The following is a 16,638-nucleotide window of genomic DNA, read 5'->3' on the forward strand; positions in this document are numbered from 1 at the left end:
TCTATTCCACCTTCAACACCCTCACAGTGTTGGTGGTTCCCACCTTCCCAGGTACTCCCGAAGTGAGAACTACAAGATCTCCTTCTTTCGCTAATCCCATTTCTTTTATTTTCTTCAAACCTTTCTCTATGAAGTCCAATTCTTGCGAAGTGTTTTCAGCGAGAATGGGTATAACCTTCCTCACGAGAGACAATCTGTAGTAAGTCTTTTTTTCTGGGGTCAAGGCCACAATAGGTTGTGAAACGTTGTACTTGGAAATTCTGATAGCAGTGCTCCCAGATATCGTGGGAGCAACTATCAACTTCGCTTTCAAGGAATTGGATAATTGCCAACATGCGTACGAAATAGCTTCTGAGATGTCGTCTGGGTTGTAATCTATTGTTCTGAAAAATTCAGTCTTCTTTTCAGCTTCCTCCGCTACTTTGGCTAACACCTTTATAGCCTCCAATGGATGTTTACCAACCGCTGTTTCTGCCGTGAGAAGGAGTGCATCTGTCCCATCGAATATTGCGTTCGCTATGTCTGTGACTTCTGCTCTGGTAGGATAAGGATGTTCTATCATCGATTCGAGAATCTGGGTAGCCACTATGACTGGCTTTGAGTGGTATTTCGAAAGCCTTATGATTTCTTTCTGAACTATGGGTACTTCTTCAATAGGAATTTCTACTCCAAGGTCGCCACGAGCAACCATCACAGCGTCACTCACTTTGATGATGTTTTCAAGTCTTTCCAGTGCTTTTTTCGTTTCGATCTTAGCAATAATCGGGATCTCTTTTCCATGTTTCTTTATCTCTTCTTTTGCTTTCAAAACATCCTCTGGTCTCCTGACAAAGGAAAGTGCGAAAAATTCCACATCGTGTACAATTCCAAGTTTGATGAACTCTCTGTCTCTATCAGTGATGGATTCCACTGAAAGATCTGCGGAAGGAACGTTTACACCTCTTCTGTGGGTAATTCTCCCTCCAACTTTCACAATTGTCTTTACCTCAGTGTCCGTTGTTTCGAGAACTTCAAGAACTATTTCTCCATCGCTGAGAAGGATGGTATCACCCTTTTTTACATCTTTTGGGAGAGTGCTCAAACTTACTGATACTGTGTTTTCATTTCCTAGAATTTCCTTTGTCGTAAGTGTGAAAATTTGGCCTTCCTTCAATTCTACGAACTCTTTTTCCAAATAACCGGTCCTGATCTTTGGACCTGCAAGATCTATCATTATAGCAACTGGTTTGCCTTTTTTTACCCTTAGATCTTTTATTTTGAGAATTTTCTGTTCTTGCTCGTTCCAGTCACCATGCGAAGTATTTATCCTGAACACGTTTACCCCAAGATCTATCATCTTTCCTATCATTTCGTAACTTTCGGTTTTTGGACCGACTGTACAGATTATCTTGGTGTTTCTCATTTCTTTCACCTCATCTCATGAAAGCGTGTGTGCTATTTCATACAACTTTTTGTCTATAGTTTTCTTGATGGAAAGGGCTTCCATGATTGGAACTCTGGTGAATTTGTTTCCTTGAAGGGCAATCATAACGTCTGCCTCGCCATCCAAAAGTGCATCGACCGCTTCCACTCCCATGCTTAACGCGAGTCTTCTATCGAAAGCAGTTGGTGAGCCTCCTCTCTGAACGTGTCCAAGGATGGTAATCCTTGTCTCGTAACCTATTCTGTACTCGAGATGTCTTGCAACGGTGTAAGCACTCGCAGCACCTTCCGCAACAACTATAATACAATTTATTTTTCCTCTTTTTCTTTCCTGAAGAATTCTGTCCGCAAGCTGGGAGTAGTCTACGGGAATTTCTGGGACGATGATGGCTTCTGCTCCTGTGACGAGACCAGCCATGAGAGCTATGTATCCTGAGTGTCTTCCCATCACCTCGACGATGAAGGCTCTCTCGTGCGAACTCGCGGTGTCTTTCAGTTTCTGAATGGCATCCATAACGGTATTTAAACACGTATCAACACCTATGCACATGTCTGTGAGACCGATGTCATTGTCTATGGTTGCGGGAACGCCAATGACTGGTATCTTGTGTTCTTCGTAAAGAAGATGGGCTCCTGTGAGGCTACCTTCTCCACCGATGACAACAATTCCTTCTATTCCATGTTTTTTAATCTGTTGTGCAGCTAATTCCCTTCCTTCTTCAGTTTTGAATTCTTCACATCTTGAAGTTCTGAGAATGGTTCCTCCTTTTTCAGTGATACCAGCAACGTCTTTGTACTCGAGCTTGATAAAATCACCATCTATGAGCCCCGAATAACCTCTTCTCACACCTATGACTTCCAAACCCTTTCTGGTACCATACCTCACAACCGCTCTCACAGCGGCGTTCATTCCAGGTGCATCTCCTCCACTGGTGAGTACCGCTATCCTTTTCAAGGCGATCATCCTCCTTGATTCTTTCTTTTAACCTCATTGAGAGTTTAGCATATTATGGACATCAAAGTGATAAAATCAACTTGGAATCTCTATGTCAATTTATCATGTCTGTGGGGCTTTAACGTGTTGTGAATCCAGATGTAAGGAGGCGTAAACTTTTGCGGTGGGAAATTTTAATCGAGGGAAATGAATTGGAAATTCGAATGATTGAGAATCTTTTGAAAGAAAACGGTGTTCCGTACGTTGTTGAAGCGTGCGACGATTTAACTCCTCACGCCATTTTTGGTTCATCAGCTCTCATGCGGATAAAAGTACCTCAAGATTTTCTTGAAGAAGCGAGAAAGATTTTGGGGGGATACGAAAATGAAAAAGACACCTCTCTATGAAAAGCATGTCGATCTGGGAGCGAAAATGGTTGATTTTGCAGGATGGTCCATGCCATTGTATTACACTTCCATATTTGAAGAGGTGAAGGCCGTTAGGGAAGCGGTTGGGGTATTCGATGTTTCTCATATGGGTGAAATATTGATAGAAGGAGTTGACACAGAAGCGTTTGTGGATTTTCTGGTTACCAATGACTTTTCCAACATTCCTTCAGGGAAGGCGATGTACACTGTCATGTGTAATGAAAGAGGAGGAATTATCGATGATCTGGTGGTATTCAAAATAGAGTCAACGAAAGCGATAATGGTCGTAAATGCTGCAAACATCGAAAAAGATTTCAATTGGGTGAAAGCTCACGTCGATGGATTCGATGTTAGAGTGAGCAACGTTTCTGAGGAAACTTCCTTGATTGCCTTTCAAGGGCCGAGAGCTCAGGAAGCTCTTCAAAGCGTGATGAAGATCAACTTGGATGAGATCAGTTATTACTCTTTTCAAGAAACTAAGATAAACGATATTGACGTTCTTGTTTCCAGAACAGGGTATACGGGTGAAGATGGTTTTGAATTGATGGTTAATTCCAACGATGCCGTTGAGATTTGGAATCTCTTGGTGAGGCTTGCCGGGGAAATCGGTGGGAAACCGGCAGGTCTTGGCGCTCGTGATGTATGCCGGCTCGAGGCTGCTTACCTCCTTTATGGTCAAGATATGGATGAGAACACTAATCCTTTCGAAGTGGGACTTTCATGGGTGGTAAAAATGAACAAAAACTTCATCGGAAAAGAAGCCTTACTCGAAGCGAAGAACAGGGTTACTAGAAAGATAGCGGCTCTTGTTCTTTCTGGAAGAAGAATTGCTCGAAAAGGATACAAGGTGCTTAAAGATGGAATGAATGTAGGTGAAGTAACGAGTGGGAACTTCTCACCGACTTTGAACAAATCCATAGCGCTGGCTTTTGTTCCAAAAACACTGAAGGTGGGAGATCTTTTGGAAGTTGTATTTCCAAATGATTCCGTGAAAGCAGAAATTGTTAAGAAACCTTTTTACAAAGGTAGTGTAAGGAGGGAGGTTTGAAAATGAAAAAGTATACCAAAACGCATGAATGGGTTGAAATCAACGGGAACATCGCAACTGTTGGGATCACAGATCATGCTCAACAAGAGCTTGGTGATGTGGTTTACGTAGAGCTCCCAAAGGTGGGTAGAGAAGTAAAGAAGGGTGATGTCGTTGCGAGTATCGAATCTGTGAAGGCTGCAGCAGATGTTTATGCACCTGTCAGTGGCAAGATAACAGAGGTAAACGAGAGACTCAATTCTGAGCCCGAATTGATAAACAAATCAGCAGAAGGAGAGGGATGGATATTCAAGATGGAAATCGCCAACGAAGACGAATTGAATGAACTTCTCGATGAAAAGGCTTATAGAGAATTCTGTGAGCAACAGTAACTTTCTCCTCATGGTGTGGAGGTGCCTGAGGTGAATTACCCTTACATTCCTCATACGGAAGAAGACATCCGTAAAATGTTGGATTTCATAGGGGTATCATCGATCGATGAATTGTTTTCCGCTGTTCCCACTTCTGTGGAATCCTCGTTGAATCTCCCAGAGTCACAAGACGAGTTCACCGTTTTTGAGAAAATGAAAGAAATTTCTGAAAAAAATATCTCACTCGAAGATTTTAGCGTTTTCCTCGGAGCGGGGGTGTACAAAAGGTACATTCCCTCTGTAGTTTATGATCTTACCATGAAACCAGAATTCTTAACTGCTTATACGCCTTATCAGTCGGAGATTTCTCAGGGAACTCTTCAGGCTCTTTTCGAGTATCAAACTATGGTATGCGAGCTGACAGGTATGGAAGTGGCGAACGCATCTATGTACGATGGAGCAACAGCTCTGGCTGAAGCAGCCCTCATGAGTTTTCGTTTGACGGGAAAGGAAAGGGTGATCGTTGCTAGATCAGTTCATCCGGAATACAGAAGCGTTTTGAAGACATATCTTGAGCACAGAGGATTCGCGGTGGAAGAAGTAGGATACGATGAAACTGGCCGAGTTTCTTTGGGTGAGATCCATGATGATGTGGCTTCGGTGGTGGTTCAGTATCCAAACTTCTTCGGTGTAATCGAAGATCTTGATTTTGTGCGGAAACACACAAAAGATGTGTTGATAATAGTTGTTGTAGAACCGGTTTCTCTGGCTCTTTTGGAACCACCGGGAAGTTTTGGGGCAGACATAGTTGTTGGAGAAGGTCAACCGCTTGGGATTCCCATGTGGTTGGGAGGATATTCCCTTGGGATTTTTGCAACCCGTGAGAGATATGTGAGGCAAATGCCTGGCAGATTGATAGGTGAGACGATCGACGCTGAAGGGAAGCCGGCGTACACTATGATTCTTCAAACTCGTGAGCAGCATATTCGACGTGCAAAGGCCACCTCTAATATCTGTTCCAACCATGCGCATGCGGCGTTAATGGCAGCTGTGTACATGAGTGTGATGGGTCCCAACGGATTGAGAGAAGTTGCCAAACGTTCCTATAATAATGCTCATCATCTTCAAAAGAAATTGGAAGAAGTTGGATTCTCTCGAAGGTTTTCTGGAGAGTTCTTCAATGAATTTGTTATTCAAACTTCCGACGATTATTCCAAAAGATGGAAAGAAATGATAAGAAAGAAAATTTTAGGTCCACTTCCTCTAGGAAGGATGTATCCGGAGCTTGGAAACTCTGCTCTTGCGTGTGCTACAGAGGTAACTTCTGAGAGCGATATAAACAAGCTCTTGGAGGCGATGGGATGAACATATTCGAAAGGTCGAGGAAAGGCAGAAGAGCTTTCAGGCTTCCGAAAAGTCAAATTCCAGATTATGCCCTTCCAGAGCGTTTTGTTAGAAAAGCTCCTCTGCGACTACCGGAATTGAGCGAGCCAGATGTTGTGAGGCACTACACTGATCTTGCTAGGAAGAATTACGCTGTGGATGTGGGTATCTATCCTTTGGGATCGTGCACTATGAAGTACAATCCAAAATTGAACGAGAAAGTGGCGAACTTATCGGGGTTCAAGCACGTTCATCCTTACCAACCCGAAGAAACATTACAAGGAAGCCTCCAATTGATGTATGAGTTGAAAAAAATGCTCTGTGAAATAACCGGCATGGATGATATGACTCTACAGCCTGCAGCGGGTGCTCACGGTGAATTAACGGGGATGCTGATAGTGAGGGAGTATTTCAGAAACCGAGGAGAAACCAAGCGAAGAAAGGTACTCGTGCCCGACTCTGCTCATGGAACAAATCCTGCATCTGCCTCCATGGTAGGGTTTGAAGTTATGGAAATAAGAAGCAAAAATGGAATGGTGGACGTAGGAGATTTGGAAACTCTTCTCGATGATGAAGTAGCAGCCGTCATGCTTACAAACCCAAACACTCTCGGCCTTTTCGAGAAAGATATATTGAAGATAGCAGAATTGACACACAAATGTGGTGCCTTGCTTTATTACGATGGAGCAAATTTGAATGCCATCATGGGGAAAGTGAAGCCTGGTGATATGGGATTTGATATCGTGCATTTGAATTTGCACAAAACGTTCTCTACTCCGCATGGGATGGGTGGACCTGGTGCCGGTCCCGTAGGTGTGAAGAAGCATCTTGTGGAATTTCTTCCGTTCCCCAACATAAAGAAGGAAGGCGACCGGTACGAACTCTTTGTGCCCGAAAAATCCATAGGCCGAGTGAGAAGTTTCTTTGGAAATTTTCCTGTTCTTGTCAAAGCTTACACTTACATTCTCACGATGGGAAGAGATGGTCTCAGAAAAGTCAGTGAAATGGCTGTTCTCAACGCGAATTACTTAAAGAAGAAGATCTCATCTTTCCTGAAAATTCCCTATGATGACTTCTGTATGCACGAATTTGTGGCGAGTGGAGAGGAGATTTTCAAACGAACAGGAATAAGAACACTAGATATTGCAAAACGCATACTGGATTACGGCGTTCATCCACCAACGGTTTACTTTCCTTTGATAGTTCCTGAGGCACTGATGATAGAACCTACTGAAACAGAGAATAAAGAAACTTTAGACAGATACGCGGAAATATTGGAGAAAGTAGTAAAAGAAGCTTTTGAAAATCCTGAAGTTGTTAAAAATGCTCCTCACAGAACACCTGTTCGAAGGGTTAACGAGGTTCTAGCATCTAGAAAACCTGTTTTCAGGTGGAGGGGATATGATGAAATGGGTGGTCGAGACTGAAAAAGCCCCTAAAGCGATAGGCCCATATTCGCAGGCGATCGTTGTGGGAAACATGATGTTCGTTTCTGGACAAATTCCTGTCGATCCAAAAACAGGAAACCTCATCGAGGGTACAATTGAAGAAAAGACGGAGCGTGTTCTTGAAAACTTAAAGGCGATTCTGGAGGCAGGAGGTTTTTCTTTAGAAGACGTGGTGAAAGTGACTGTATTCACAACGAGTATAGACTTCTTCCCAAGAGTGAACGAAGTGTACGCACGATATTTTGACACCCACAAACCAGCCAGATCTTTTGTGGCGGTTTCCCAACTTCCAAAAAATGTGGAGATAGAGATAGAAGCTATTGCAGTAAAGGAAGGGGAGTGAGGAATGTATCTTCAGGATGTGATAATGAAGCTTAACGAATTTTGGGCTTCGAAGGGTTGTCTTTTGGAACAACCTTATGATATGGAAGTAGGAGCCGGTACGTTCCACCCTGCCACCTTTTTTGGAAGTTTAAAAAAAGGGCCTTGGAAAGTTGCTTACGTTCAGCCAAGTAGAAGACCTACAGATGGAAGATATGGAGAAAATCCCAACAGGCTTCAGAGATATTTTCAGTATCAAGTGATAATAAAACCTTCTCCAGAAAATTCCCAGGAGTTGTACTTAGAATCTTTGGAATACTTAGGTGTGAACATGAAAGAACACGACATAAGATTCGTAGAGGATAACTGGGAGTCCCCTACTTTGGGAGCTTGGGGTGTTGGTTGGGAAGTATGGTTGGATGGGATGGAGATAACTCAGTTCACTTACTTCCAACAAATAGGTGGAATCCCTTTGAAAGAAATTCCTTTGGAGATCACCTACGGCCTCGAAAGGATTGCTATGTACTTGCAGGGCGTTGATAACGTATTTGAAGTGAAGTGGAACGAAGAAGTAAAATATGGAGACATTTTCTTGGAAAACGAACGGGAGTTTTCTGTTTTCAATTTTGAGGAAGCAAATACTGATCTTTTGTTCAAACAGTTTAACGAGTACGAAGGAGAATTTTATCGACTGATAGAAAAAAAACTTTACCTTCCCGCCTACGATTATGTGTTGAAATGTTCACACACCTTCAATCTTTTGGATGCTAGGGGAGCGATAAGTGTTTCCCAGAGGCAAACTTATGTAAAACGTATTCAAGCGATGGCTCGAAGAGTTGCCAAGGTTTTCCTGGAGGTGCAAACGAATGAGAACAGCTCTGCTTGAGATAGGACTCGAGGAACTTCCAGCGAGTGAGTTCGATAATATCTTGGAACAGATTCAAGTAAAGACGAAAGACTTATTGAAGTCCAACAGAGTCTCTTGTGATTCAATCGAGGCGTTCGTTGGAAGTAGACGTTTCGGTGTGCTCCTTTTCGGTCTTTCGGAAAGGCAAGAGAATTTCACTGAGGAGAAAAAAGGACCACCTTTGAAGGTTGCTTACGATGAAAATGGTAAGCCCACCAAAGCTTTAGAAGGTTTCTTGAAAAAGAACAACGCTACTTTAGACGATGTCGTAGAACGTGACGGTTATGTGTACGTTTTCCGTGAGATAAAAGGAAAAGTGGTTGAGGAAGTGTTACCAAACGTTTTCAAAGATCTCGTTCTGAGCTTGAATTTCAAAAAACCTATGAGATGGGGTACAGGGGAATACGAATATGTCAGGCCTGTTCATTGGGTTGTAGCTATGATTGACGATACGGTATTGGAATTGGAATTGTTTGGACTGAAAGCTTCCTGTGTATCTTTTGGGAAAAGGTATCACTCTGGCACTTTGGAAATACCGAGTGCAGAAAAGTATTATGAAACCCTCAGAAAGGGGTACGTTATACCCTCACCTATAGAGCGAAAGGAGATAATTTTGAATCAGTTGGATGATTTCGAAAAGAACACGGGCATGAAGGTCGAACGTGATGAAGATCTTATAGATGAGATCGTTGCAATCACGGAATATCCAAGAATAGTTGTGGGACAATTTGATCATAAGTATTTGGAACTTCCAGAAGAGATCATAGTCACAGCGGTTAAACATCATCAGCGTTCTTTCATTGCTCACAGAGGCGGTCTGACCAACTTTTTTATAGCATTCCAAGATGGTCCACAGCCTTCTGAAAACGTGGTAAAAGGATACGAGCGTGTGATAAACGCACGGTTGGAAGATGCACGTTATTATTTCTCCAAAGATCTTGAGACATCTCTTGAGAAGATGAATGAAAAGCTCAAGGATATCGTTTTTCAAGAAAAACTCGGCACCCTGTACGATAAGGTAGAAAGGATAGCTAAGATTTCCCGTAAGATATGTGAAAGGCTTAACATTACAAATGAGTTCTCTGAGAAAGTACAAAGAGCTGCTTCCATATGTAAGGCCGATGTTGCTTCAAAAGTAGTATACGAGTTCCCAGAATTACAAGGTACCATGGGTAGAATCTATGCCTTGAGAGAGGGATATGAGGAAGAGGTGGCGTTTGCCATAGAAGACCATTATTCAGAAGATCCAAAAACTGTGATTGGTTCCATTTTAGGAATAGCAGATAGACTCGACACGATAGTCGGGAATTTTGCTGTTGGAAATATCCCCACAAGTTCCAAAGATCCATACGGTTTGAAGAACAAGGTGGATACTGTTTTCAGAATTGTGAGGAGAAGAGAATGGGATCTCTCACTTGAAGAATTGCTATCTTTTGCGTCTTCTTTGATTGGTTACCATTTATCTTCTGAGCTGGTGGATTTCTTTGCAGGAAGATTCTACCAATTTCTCGTTGGCGAAGTTGAAGTGTCTTTTGATGTCGCTAGGGCTGTGAATCACCTTTGGAAACAGCCACTGCGTGGCATTCTGGCAGCGGAGGCACTTCAAGAAATTTCGGAAAGACCCGAATTTCAAGACCTGTTTGTCGGTTTTGAAAGGGTTCATAATATAACGAAAAACCACGATTCCACAGATTTCAATGGTGCCCTCTTTGAAAAAGAGGAAGAAAGAAAACTGATGAACAAGTTTTTCGAAGTGAAAGAAAAAGTTTTAAAGGCCTTGGAAAAATTGAACTATAAAGAGGCTCTTCAATATTTAATAGAGTTGAAACCCTACATCGATGAGTACTTTGATAACGTGTTTGTGATGGTGAAGAGGGACGATTTGAGAATGACCAGGCTTGGCTTTTTAAAGAACATCGATGAGTTGTTCATGATGATAGGAGATATGACGCATCTAGTCAAGAGAACGTAAATAAAGATCGAGGAGTCTCTGAACGGTTTCTTCAAAGGAGGATTTTTCGAAGATACCTTGTTTCAAGAAAGCTTCTATGTCTTCCCTCATTTCCAGTGCTTTGTCCACAAGAGGATTCGTTCCACTTTTGTATGCACCGATTTCTATGAGGTCCCTGGCAGATTCATAAGCAGCCATAATAGATCTGAGGCGGTTTGCCGCCTCTTTATGTTCTTCAGAAACTACTTCGTTCATCAATCTACTCACACTCGAGAGAACATCGATTGCAGGATAATGATTTGATTCGGCTAATTGTCTAGAAAGAACGATGTGGCCGTCCACTATCGAACGTACCGTATCGGAGATAGGCTCGTTGAAATCGTCCGCCTCAACAAGAACAGTATAAACAGCGGTTATGCTACCCACATCGGAGTTTCCCGCTCTTTCCAGTATCTTTGGAAGACCGGCGAATACACTCGGGGGGTATCCACGTGTGGTTGGAGGCTCTCCTATTGCGAGCCCCACTTCTCTTTGCGCCATAGCCCATCTGGTGAGTGAGTCGACCATTAAAAGGACGTCGTATCCTAGGTCTCTGTAGTACTCTGCTATACTGGTGGCAGTGAGTAGTGATTTCACTCTGGAAAGTGCTGGTTGATCAGATGTTGAAACTACGAGAATCGATCTTTTCAATCCTTCTTCTCCAAGATCTCTTTCGATAAACTCTCTGACTTCCCTTCCTCGTTCTCCTATGAGAGCCAGCACACATACATCCGCGGTCGTATTTCGAGCAATCATGCCAAGGAGAGTGCTTTTCCCAACACCGCTTCCAGCGAATATTCCTATCCTTTGCCCTTTCCCAATCGTGATGAAACCATCAATGGCGCGAATACCCACCGGGAGGGGATCTTTTATCCTTTTTCTTTTCAGAGGGTGAGGTGGATTGTTTGATAGAGGATAATGATCCTCCGGAAAGAAAGGTTTTCCGTCGATTGGTCGTCCAAGACCATCGAACACCCTTCCAATCATATGTTTACTGACACCTATCTCTAATACCTTGTTCGTTCTTATAACCTCACACCCCATTTTCAACCCAGATATATCCTCGTAAGGCATCAATACGACGCTTCCTTCCTTGAACCCCACAACTTCGGCAAGGGCATTTTTCCCATTGTGGAGAGATATTTTGCACATTTCACCTAAGAAAGCATCGGGACCTTGCGATTCGATAGTGAGTCCCACAACACGAGTAACTCGCCCGTTGAAACGGCTGAAATCTTCTTCACTTAGTCTTCTTTTCAACTCTCTCAATACGTTCTTCAAACCCTACCACCTCTTCAAATATGTCTTCTACTAGTTTCCACTGGTAAGAAAAAGTTTTGTCAAGGATGCCAAACTCTGTCTCAACTACAACCCCGCCTTTTTCAACGTTAGGATCCGGTATCAATTTAGCGCTTTTCAATTCTTCAGAATCTAAGCGTTTTACATCTTCCGGATTCAACCTGATTTTCACGTCTTCTATGCCTGCCACTCTCGAGAGAACACTCTTCAGTTTTCTCTTAACCGTATCTTCATCCATTTCTTTTTCAAGAATCTTTCTGAAAAGAATTCTAAGCACCCCTAAGATTTCGGGGAAAGCTTTCTCTATTTCTTGACTAAGTTGATCTTCTATTCGTTTCTTAAGAGTAAGGATGTAGTTTTGAAATTCCTGTTTTTGTTCCTTCACTTTTTGCAAGAGTTTTTCTGCCTCGTTCCTCATTCGTGCAGCTTCATTTGATGCACTTCTTAAGATACTATCGGCCTTTTTCTTTGCTTCTTCTATAATTCTTTTTGCTTCTTCCTTAGCCTGAGAAATAACCTGTTCCTTGAGTTTTTCCATCTCCTGGAAATTTTCTTCTTTTTTTTCCTTGATTTGCTTTTCCTCTTTTTGAATTTTTTTGGGAAGATCTATATAGAACACATCGTCTTTTCTGAAGAGCATGTTACATGATCAACTCCTCTCCGCCACCTCTTGCTATAACTATCTCACCTGCTTCTTCCAGTCTTCTGATGATATTTATGATTTTTTGCTGTGCTTCCTCAACATCCTTTAACCTGACAGGTCCCATGTATTCGAGTTCATCTTTCAAAAGGGCAGCAGCTCTTTTTGACATGTTCCTGAATATCTTCTCCTTCAGTTCATCCGATGCGCCTTTTAGAGCGAGAGCCAAATCTCTCGTATCCACTTCCCTCAAAACAATCTGTATCGATCTATCGTCAAGTTTGAGAATGTCTTCAAACACGAACATTCTTCTTCTGATCTCATCTGCAAGTTCTGGATTCTCCTGGGCCAGTTTATCCATAATTTTTTTCTCGGTACTTCTGTCGATGTTGTTCATGATTTCAGCGGCGGTATCGATTCCTCCTACTTTACTGAAAGTTTGACTCACAAAACCAGAGAGTCTCTTTTCCAAACTTTTCTCTATTTCTTTTACCACTTCTGGTGATGTTCTTTCAAGGAGCGCGATTCTTTTCAGAACCTCGGATTGAAGATCTTCAGGCAAAGCACCGAGAATTTGAGCCGCAACTGGCGGATCAAGATAGCTCAAAACTACTGCGATTGTCTGGGGATGTTCTCCCTGGAGGAAATTTACAAGTTGAACAGGGTCGGTGTCTCTTATGAAACTGAAAGGTTTAACCTGGAGCGAGGAAGTTAGTCTTTCGATAATTTTTCTTGCCTTCTCTGGACCAAATGCCTTCTCTAAAACCCTTTTCGCATACTCTATTCCACCTTCGGAGATCATTTCTTTAGCTTTGACGAGATTCAAAAATTCCTCCAGAACCTGTCTTTTTTCTTCTTGAGAGACCTTCCCTATGTTTGCAATCTCTACTACAAGTTGTTCAACGGTTTCTTCATCTAAATGTTTCATCACCTGGGCGGCCTTTTCCGGGCCAAGAGCAACTAGGAGAACCGCTGCCTTTCTCTTTCCATCGAGTTTCTTCTCGGGCAAGGTATCATCCCCTCTCAAAGAACCACAAACGGACTATCTCTGCAATGTCGGAGGGAGACCGGCTGAATATGTTTTCCAACTCCTCCATGAGCTCCAAGATTTCTTTCTCCTCGGGAGAGATTTCTTCTTCCTCTTTTAACTCTTCCTGAAGGACTTCCTTTATCTCTTCTTCCAATCTTCTTCTTCTCTCTTCAGCCAATTTCCTTGCTCTCATTCTTCTAAACTGAACGATTAAAATGTAGATGAGAAGGAAAAGAAGGAATCCCAACAGGGCGATTCCAACCGAATAAATGGTGAACCTTTTTCTTGCTTGGATTAGTTCAATCTCTCTCTCCAGCGTTTTCTCTATTGTTCGATCGAAGGGTAAGAATGCGACAGCAACGCTCAAAGAAGCCGAAGAAGTGATCGATCCTACGCCTTTTTCAACTAGATCGTTTATAATGTCACTCCAATTGTTGCCATTCTGCAAAACTGTTGAAGAAGCATCTATAATCACAGCAATGGAGAGGGATGAAATTTCACCTTCATGGTTTTGAAGAATCTTTTGATATATCTCGTTTAGCTCGTAGTTTGTTATCGTGTGTGTTCTTTCGTAAGTACTTGTTCCTTCGCCGGTGATAGAGGGGTAGCTGAGAGGAGGAATGTTGGATTCTGTTCCCACTTCTCCTCCTGACGAAGGTGGTGCATTTTGACTTTTCTCTGTTTCCGTTTCTTGGCTTCTGACGAGTCCTTCTCTTCTTGCAGGAGCTTCGTATTTTTTCATTTCCGTTTCTATTTTTGTCCAATTTAGGGAAACGTCAGGTATAACCTCGACTCTCCCAGGGCCGAAAACGTTTTCTAGAGCTTTCTTTATCTTGGATTCATAATATTTTTCGACCTGTTGTTTTAACTCGAGCTTATTTGAAGCGAGAAAAGTTTCTTCATCGGTTTTCAGCATGTCACTCAGTGATCTAGAATAGTTATCCACGACCCTTACATTTTCCGGTTTCAAACCTTCCACTGCTCCAGAAACCAGTTCGACGATACCTTTTACTTGTTCTCGTGTTAGCGCATCGGGTCTTTCTAATACAACAAGAACGGAAGCCCGTGGTTCGGCCATTTCACCGCGGACATAGTAAGTGTACTTTGGAAGAACGAGGTGAACACGCGCATTTTTAACGCCTTTTATGGTCATAATACTCCGTTCCAATTCTTCCTGAAGAGCGATCTGATACTTCACTTGTTTGTCGAAACTTGTGGCACCGAAAGAATTTTCATTGAGTATAGAAAACCCTTTCCTAGAACTTCCCAACGTCCCTTCGGAAGCGAGTTTCATCCTTAGTTCGTACACGTTGTATTTGTCGGGAACATAGATATCTCCACCCGCTGTAACTTTGTAGGGAACGTTCATCTCTTCTAATTTTTGGATAACCGTTCCTGCTTCTTCTTCGCTCAGACCGGCGACAAGAAGTCTATAGTGAGGAGTGGTTGCTACGATTAAGAAGAGAACGATAGAGACAATAATGGCAATCATTATTCCTCCGACGAGGAATTTTCTCTCTCGAGACAGGGAATTCCAGGTATTCAATGTTTTTTTCCATAGAGACTTTATCGATTCAAGGAAATTCATAATCTTGTTCACCTCTTGTTAAATTTTACCACAGTGATCGTTGACAAGTGCCTGGAAAACAGGGATGGTTTAGGATGAAAATGCTATAATTCTCAGTATGAAGATCGAAGTTGTTGGAGTTTCACATATTTTCTACCAAGGAACCCCCCTGGAAAGGGTGGCGCTCAAAGAAATCAACCTCGTTATTGAAGAAGGTGAATGCGTCCTCGTTGCTGGAAATACTGGCTCGGGGAAGTCTACTCTTCTTCAAATTATAGCAGGTTTGATCGAACCGACTGCCGGTCAAGTGCTTTACGATGGAGAACGAAGGAAAGGATACGAAGTGAGAAAACAGATTGGGATCGCGTTTCAATATCCAGAGGATCAGTTTTTTGCAGAAAGCGTTTTCGACGAAGTTGCTTTTGCTGTGAAGAACTTTTATCCGGAAGAAGATCCAGTTCGTCTTGTGAAAAAAGCTATGGAATTCGTGGGTTTGGATTTTGAGATCTACAAATATAGAGTACCTTTTTTCCTATCTGGAGGGGAAAAAAGAAGGGTAGCAATTGCTTCTGTAATTGTTCACGAACCAGACGTCTTGATCCTTGATGAACCTTTGGTTGGGTTAGATCGAGAGGGGAAGAGAGACCTTTTAAAGATCTTGGAACGGTGGAGAAATACCGGTAAAACTGTCGTATTGATATCTCACGACATTGAGACCGTGATAGACCATGTGGATCGTGTGGTTTTTCTAAAGGAAGGAAAGAAGATTTTTGATGGAACGAAGGAGAAATTCATCAGGGAATTCGATTCATCTTACTTCACCGCCAAGCTGAAGGTGATGAAAAGACTGATTTTGGAAGGAAAAAATCCATTCTCGATGAGCGATGATGAACTCATAAAAGGAGTGTGTCAATGATGAGGTTAGATGTGTTTTTGAAAATCTCCGTTGTGAAACGAAGAACAGTGGCACAGAAGTTGTTAAAAGGTCAAAGGGTTCTTGTAAACGGCAGACCGGCAAAAGCGTCCTACGAAGTAAAAGATGGAGACTTGGTAGAAGTCTTCCTTCCCACAAAAAAGATTCTGATGAGAGTTGTTGGGAACGGTGGATATGAGATCCTCAGTGAGGAAAGATTGAATAGATTTTCTTGATTTCTCCATCTATCTCAATCAAAAGGTAATCTGATGTTATCTTCACGATTCTCCCCAGTTTTTCTTGTCCCCCTTCTCGGAGGTGCAGAATATCTCCCTCTTTCTGAATCAGGTATCTCTTCCAGATGCGTGTTAAAGCTTCTTTTTTCTTGGTATACTTTCTGAGAAGTATTCGGGCATTTTTAAGGATCATTTCTAACAACTTCATCAGAGAGAATTCTTTGTTCATTATTTCTTTCAGGCTGATTGCTTGTGTTTTCAGTTCTTCTGGTATGTCGTTGTTCACGTTGATACCAACACCAACCACTATGGCCACAGGTTTTTTTCCTTCGAAAATACCTTCCGAGAGAACCCCTGCCAGCTTTCTCCCGTATAGATAGATGTCGTTAGGCCACTTTATGTTCACGTGAATCTTAAATTTTTCTAAAGTTCTCACAACACTCACTGAGAAAAGTCTTGTGTAAAAGGACGGCTCAATCTGTTTTCTGGGTTTGAAAAGAACAGAAAACCACAATCCGCCTTTTGGAGAATACCAAATTCTCTTGTTCCTACCGTAGCCCGACGTTTGCTTCAAGGCAACAACGACTGTGCCGTCTGGATAATTGGTATGATTTTCCATTAAAAAGCGATTTGTGGAATTTATTGTTTCAAAGGAGACAATCTTTTCTCCGATCATTTTTTCACCACCTCATGATAGAATTCTAACAAACAAAACAAGGGGG

General features: G+C 42.3%; 17 protein-coding genes. 10 read left to right on the forward strand and 7 right to left on the reverse strand.

Annotation, left to right across the window (positions count from 1 at the left end):
• Window position 1: 1 nt before the first annotated feature.
• Both pyk and pfkA read right to left on the reverse strand, forming a co-directional pair.
• Window positions 2-1,402: a pyruvate kinase gene (gene pyk, locus AS005_RS04230; protein WP_101510470.1), complete on the reverse strand. Its 1,401-nt coding sequence runs from the start codon at window positions 1,400-1,402 to the stop codon at window positions 2-4.
• A gap of 15 nt (window positions 1,403-1,417) precedes the next feature.
• On the reverse strand, window positions 1,418-2,377 hold the full coding sequence (gene pfkA, locus AS005_RS04235; RefSeq protein WP_101510471.1) for a 6-phosphofructokinase: 960 nt from the start codon (window positions 2,375-2,377) through the stop codon (window positions 1,418-1,420).
• A gap of 191 nt (window positions 2,378-2,568) precedes the next feature.
• Between pfkA and AS005_RS04240 the strand changes: the two genes are divergently transcribed.
• Genes AS005_RS04240 through glyS form a run of 8 tightly spaced genes read left to right on the forward strand, consistent with a single transcriptional unit; the run spans window position 2,569 to window position 10,213 of the window.
• Entirely contained in the window at window positions 2,569-2,763 is a 195-nt protein-coding gene (locus AS005_RS04240; protein WP_233186243.1) for a putative signal transducing protein, read from the forward strand.
• Entirely contained in the window at window positions 2,741-3,832 is a 1,092-nt protein-coding gene (gcvT, locus tag AS005_RS04245; RefSeq protein ID WP_101510473.1) for a glycine cleavage system aminomethyltransferase GcvT, read from the forward strand. Before AS005_RS04240 ends, gcvT begins: the two co-directional genes overlap by 23 nt.
• Complete coding sequence (gcvH, locus tag AS005_RS04250) at window positions 3,829-4,203, forward strand: glycine cleavage system protein GcvH (RefSeq protein WP_101510474.1); 375 nt, start codon at window positions 3,829-3,831, stop codon at window positions 4,201-4,203. The genes gcvT and gcvH overlap by 4 nt, the downstream gene beginning before the upstream one ends.
• Before the next feature lie 30 nt (window positions 4,204-4,233).
• Window positions 4,234-5,547, forward strand: a complete 1,314-nt coding sequence (gene gcvPA / locus AS005_RS04255; protein ID WP_101510475.1) for an aminomethyl-transferring glycine dehydrogenase subunit GcvPA — start codon at window positions 4,234-4,236, stop codon at window positions 5,545-5,547.
• The gene (gene gcvPB, locus AS005_RS04260) at window positions 5,544-6,992 is read left to right on the forward strand and encodes an aminomethyl-transferring glycine dehydrogenase subunit GcvPB (protein WP_101510476.1); all 1,449 of its coding nucleotides are present in this window, start codon (window positions 5,544-5,546) and stop codon (window positions 6,990-6,992) included. The genes gcvPA and gcvPB overlap by 4 nt, the downstream gene beginning before the upstream one ends.
• Window positions 6,970-7,356 carry a RidA family protein gene (locus AS005_RS04265; RefSeq protein WP_101510477.1) on the forward strand — a complete coding sequence of 129 codons (387 nt, stop codon included), beginning with the start codon at window positions 6,970-6,972 and terminating at the stop codon, window positions 7,354-7,356. Before gcvPB ends, AS005_RS04265 begins: the two co-directional genes overlap by 23 nt.
• Window positions 7,357-7,359: 3 nt before the next feature.
• The gene (locus tag AS005_RS04270) at window positions 7,360-8,220 is read left to right on the forward strand and encodes a glycine--tRNA ligase subunit alpha (protein ID WP_101510478.1); all 861 of its coding nucleotides are present in this window, start codon (window positions 7,360-7,362) and stop codon (window positions 8,218-8,220) included.
• Window positions 8,201-10,213, forward strand: a complete 2,013-nt coding sequence (glyS, locus tag AS005_RS04275; protein WP_101510479.1) for a glycine--tRNA ligase subunit beta — start codon at window positions 8,201-8,203, stop codon at window positions 10,211-10,213. The genes AS005_RS04270 and glyS overlap by 20 nt, the downstream gene beginning before the upstream one ends.
• Here the strand turns inward: glyS and fliI are convergent.
• From fliI to fliF, 4 genes are read right to left on the reverse strand one after another with little or no spacing between them, the layout of a single operon-like run.
• Window positions 10,196-11,512 carry a flagellar protein export ATPase FliI gene (gene fliI / locus AS005_RS04280; RefSeq protein WP_101510480.1) on the reverse strand — a complete coding sequence of 439 codons (1,317 nt, stop codon included), beginning with the start codon at window positions 11,510-11,512 and terminating at the stop codon, window positions 10,196-10,198. The two genes, glyS and fliI, sit on opposite strands and share 18 nt — an antisense overlap.
• Window positions 11,472-12,170 (reverse strand): FliH/SctL family protein, encoded by a 699-nt coding sequence (locus tag AS005_RS04285; protein WP_101510481.1) that lies wholly within the window; start codon window positions 12,168-12,170, stop codon window positions 11,472-11,474. Before AS005_RS04285 ends, fliI begins: the two co-directional genes overlap by 41 nt.
• Window position 12,171: 1 nt before the next feature.
• Window positions 12,172-13,179 (reverse strand): flagellar motor switch protein FliG, encoded by a 1,008-nt coding sequence (fliG, locus tag AS005_RS04290; RefSeq protein WP_101510482.1) that lies wholly within the window; start codon window positions 13,177-13,179, stop codon window positions 12,172-12,174.
• Window positions 13,180-13,183: 4 nt separating this feature from the next.
• Complete coding sequence (gene fliF / locus AS005_RS04295) at window positions 13,184-14,788, reverse strand: flagellar basal-body MS-ring/collar protein FliF (RefSeq protein ID WP_101510483.1); 1,605 nt, start codon at window positions 14,786-14,788, stop codon at window positions 13,184-13,186.
• A 97-nt stretch (window positions 14,789-14,885) separates the two neighbouring features.
• Here fliF and ecfA2 point away from each other — a divergent pair, with 97 nt between their 5' ends.
• Together ecfA2 and AS005_RS04305 are read left to right on the forward strand one after the other, a co-directional pair.
• Complete coding sequence (ecfA2, locus tag AS005_RS04300) at window positions 14,886-15,683, forward strand: energy-coupling factor ABC transporter ATP-binding protein EcfA2 (RefSeq protein WP_101510484.1); 798 nt, start codon at window positions 14,886-14,888, stop codon at window positions 15,681-15,683.
• On the forward strand, window positions 15,683-15,916 hold the full coding sequence (locus AS005_RS04305) for a S4 domain-containing protein (RefSeq protein ID WP_101510991.1): 234 nt from the start codon (window positions 15,683-15,685) through the stop codon (window positions 15,914-15,916). The genes ecfA2 and AS005_RS04305 overlap by 1 nt, the downstream gene beginning before the upstream one ends.
• On the opposite strand, the gene AS005_RS04310 is transcribed toward AS005_RS04305, so the two are convergent.
• Window positions 15,885-16,592: a biotin--[acetyl-CoA-carboxylase] ligase gene (locus AS005_RS04310; protein WP_101510485.1), complete on the reverse strand. Its 708-nt coding sequence runs from the start codon at window positions 16,590-16,592 to the stop codon at window positions 15,885-15,887. The genes AS005_RS04305 and AS005_RS04310 overlap by 32 nt on opposite strands.
• Window positions 16,593-16,638: the final 46 nt, after the last annotated feature.

The organism is Thermotoga sp. KOL6 (genome assembly GCF_002866025.1).
Lineage (GTDB): Bacteria > Thermotogota > Thermotogae > Thermotogales > Thermotogaceae > Thermotoga.

Excerpts from the sequence above, each read along its gene's own strand:
- pyk (WP_101510470.1), bottom strand. The coding sequence starts at position 1,402 with ATGAGAAACACCAAGATAATCTGTACAGTCGGTCCAAAAACCGAAAGT.
- gcvT (WP_101510473.1), top strand. The coding sequence starts at position 2,741 with ATGAAAAAGACACCTCTCTATGAAAAGCATGTCGATCTGGGAGCGAAA.
- gcvPB (WP_101510476.1), top strand. The coding sequence starts at position 5,544 with ATGAACATATTCGAAAGGTCGAGGAAAGGCAGAAGAGCTTTCAGGCTT.
- AS005_RS04265 (WP_101510477.1), top strand. The coding sequence starts at position 6,970 with ATGAAATGGGTGGTCGAGACTGAAAAAGCCCCTAAAGCGATAGGCCCA.
- AS005_RS04270 (WP_101510478.1), top strand. The coding sequence starts at position 7,360 with ATGTATCTTCAGGATGTGATAATGAAGCTTAACGAATTTTGGGCTTCG.
- glyS (WP_101510479.1), top strand. The coding sequence starts at position 8,201 with ATGAGAACAGCTCTGCTTGAGATAGGACTCGAGGAACTTCCAGCGAGT.
- AS005_RS04285 (WP_101510481.1), bottom strand. The coding sequence starts at position 12,170 with ATGCTCTTCAGAAAAGACGATGTGTTCTATATAGATCTTCCCAAAAAA.
- fliF (WP_101510483.1), bottom strand. The coding sequence starts at position 14,788 with ATGAATTTCCTTGAATCGATAAAGTCTCTATGGAAAAAAACATTGAAT.
- ecfA2 (WP_101510484.1), top strand. The coding sequence starts at position 14,886 with ATGAAGATCGAAGTTGTTGGAGTTTCACATATTTTCTACCAAGGAACC.
- AS005_RS04305 (WP_101510991.1), top strand. The coding sequence starts at position 15,683 with ATGAGGTTAGATGTGTTTTTGAAAATCTCCGTTGTGAAACGAAGAACA.
- AS005_RS04310 (WP_101510485.1), bottom strand. The coding sequence starts at position 16,592 with ATGATCGGAGAAAAGATTGTCTCCTTTGAAACAATAAATTCCACAAAT.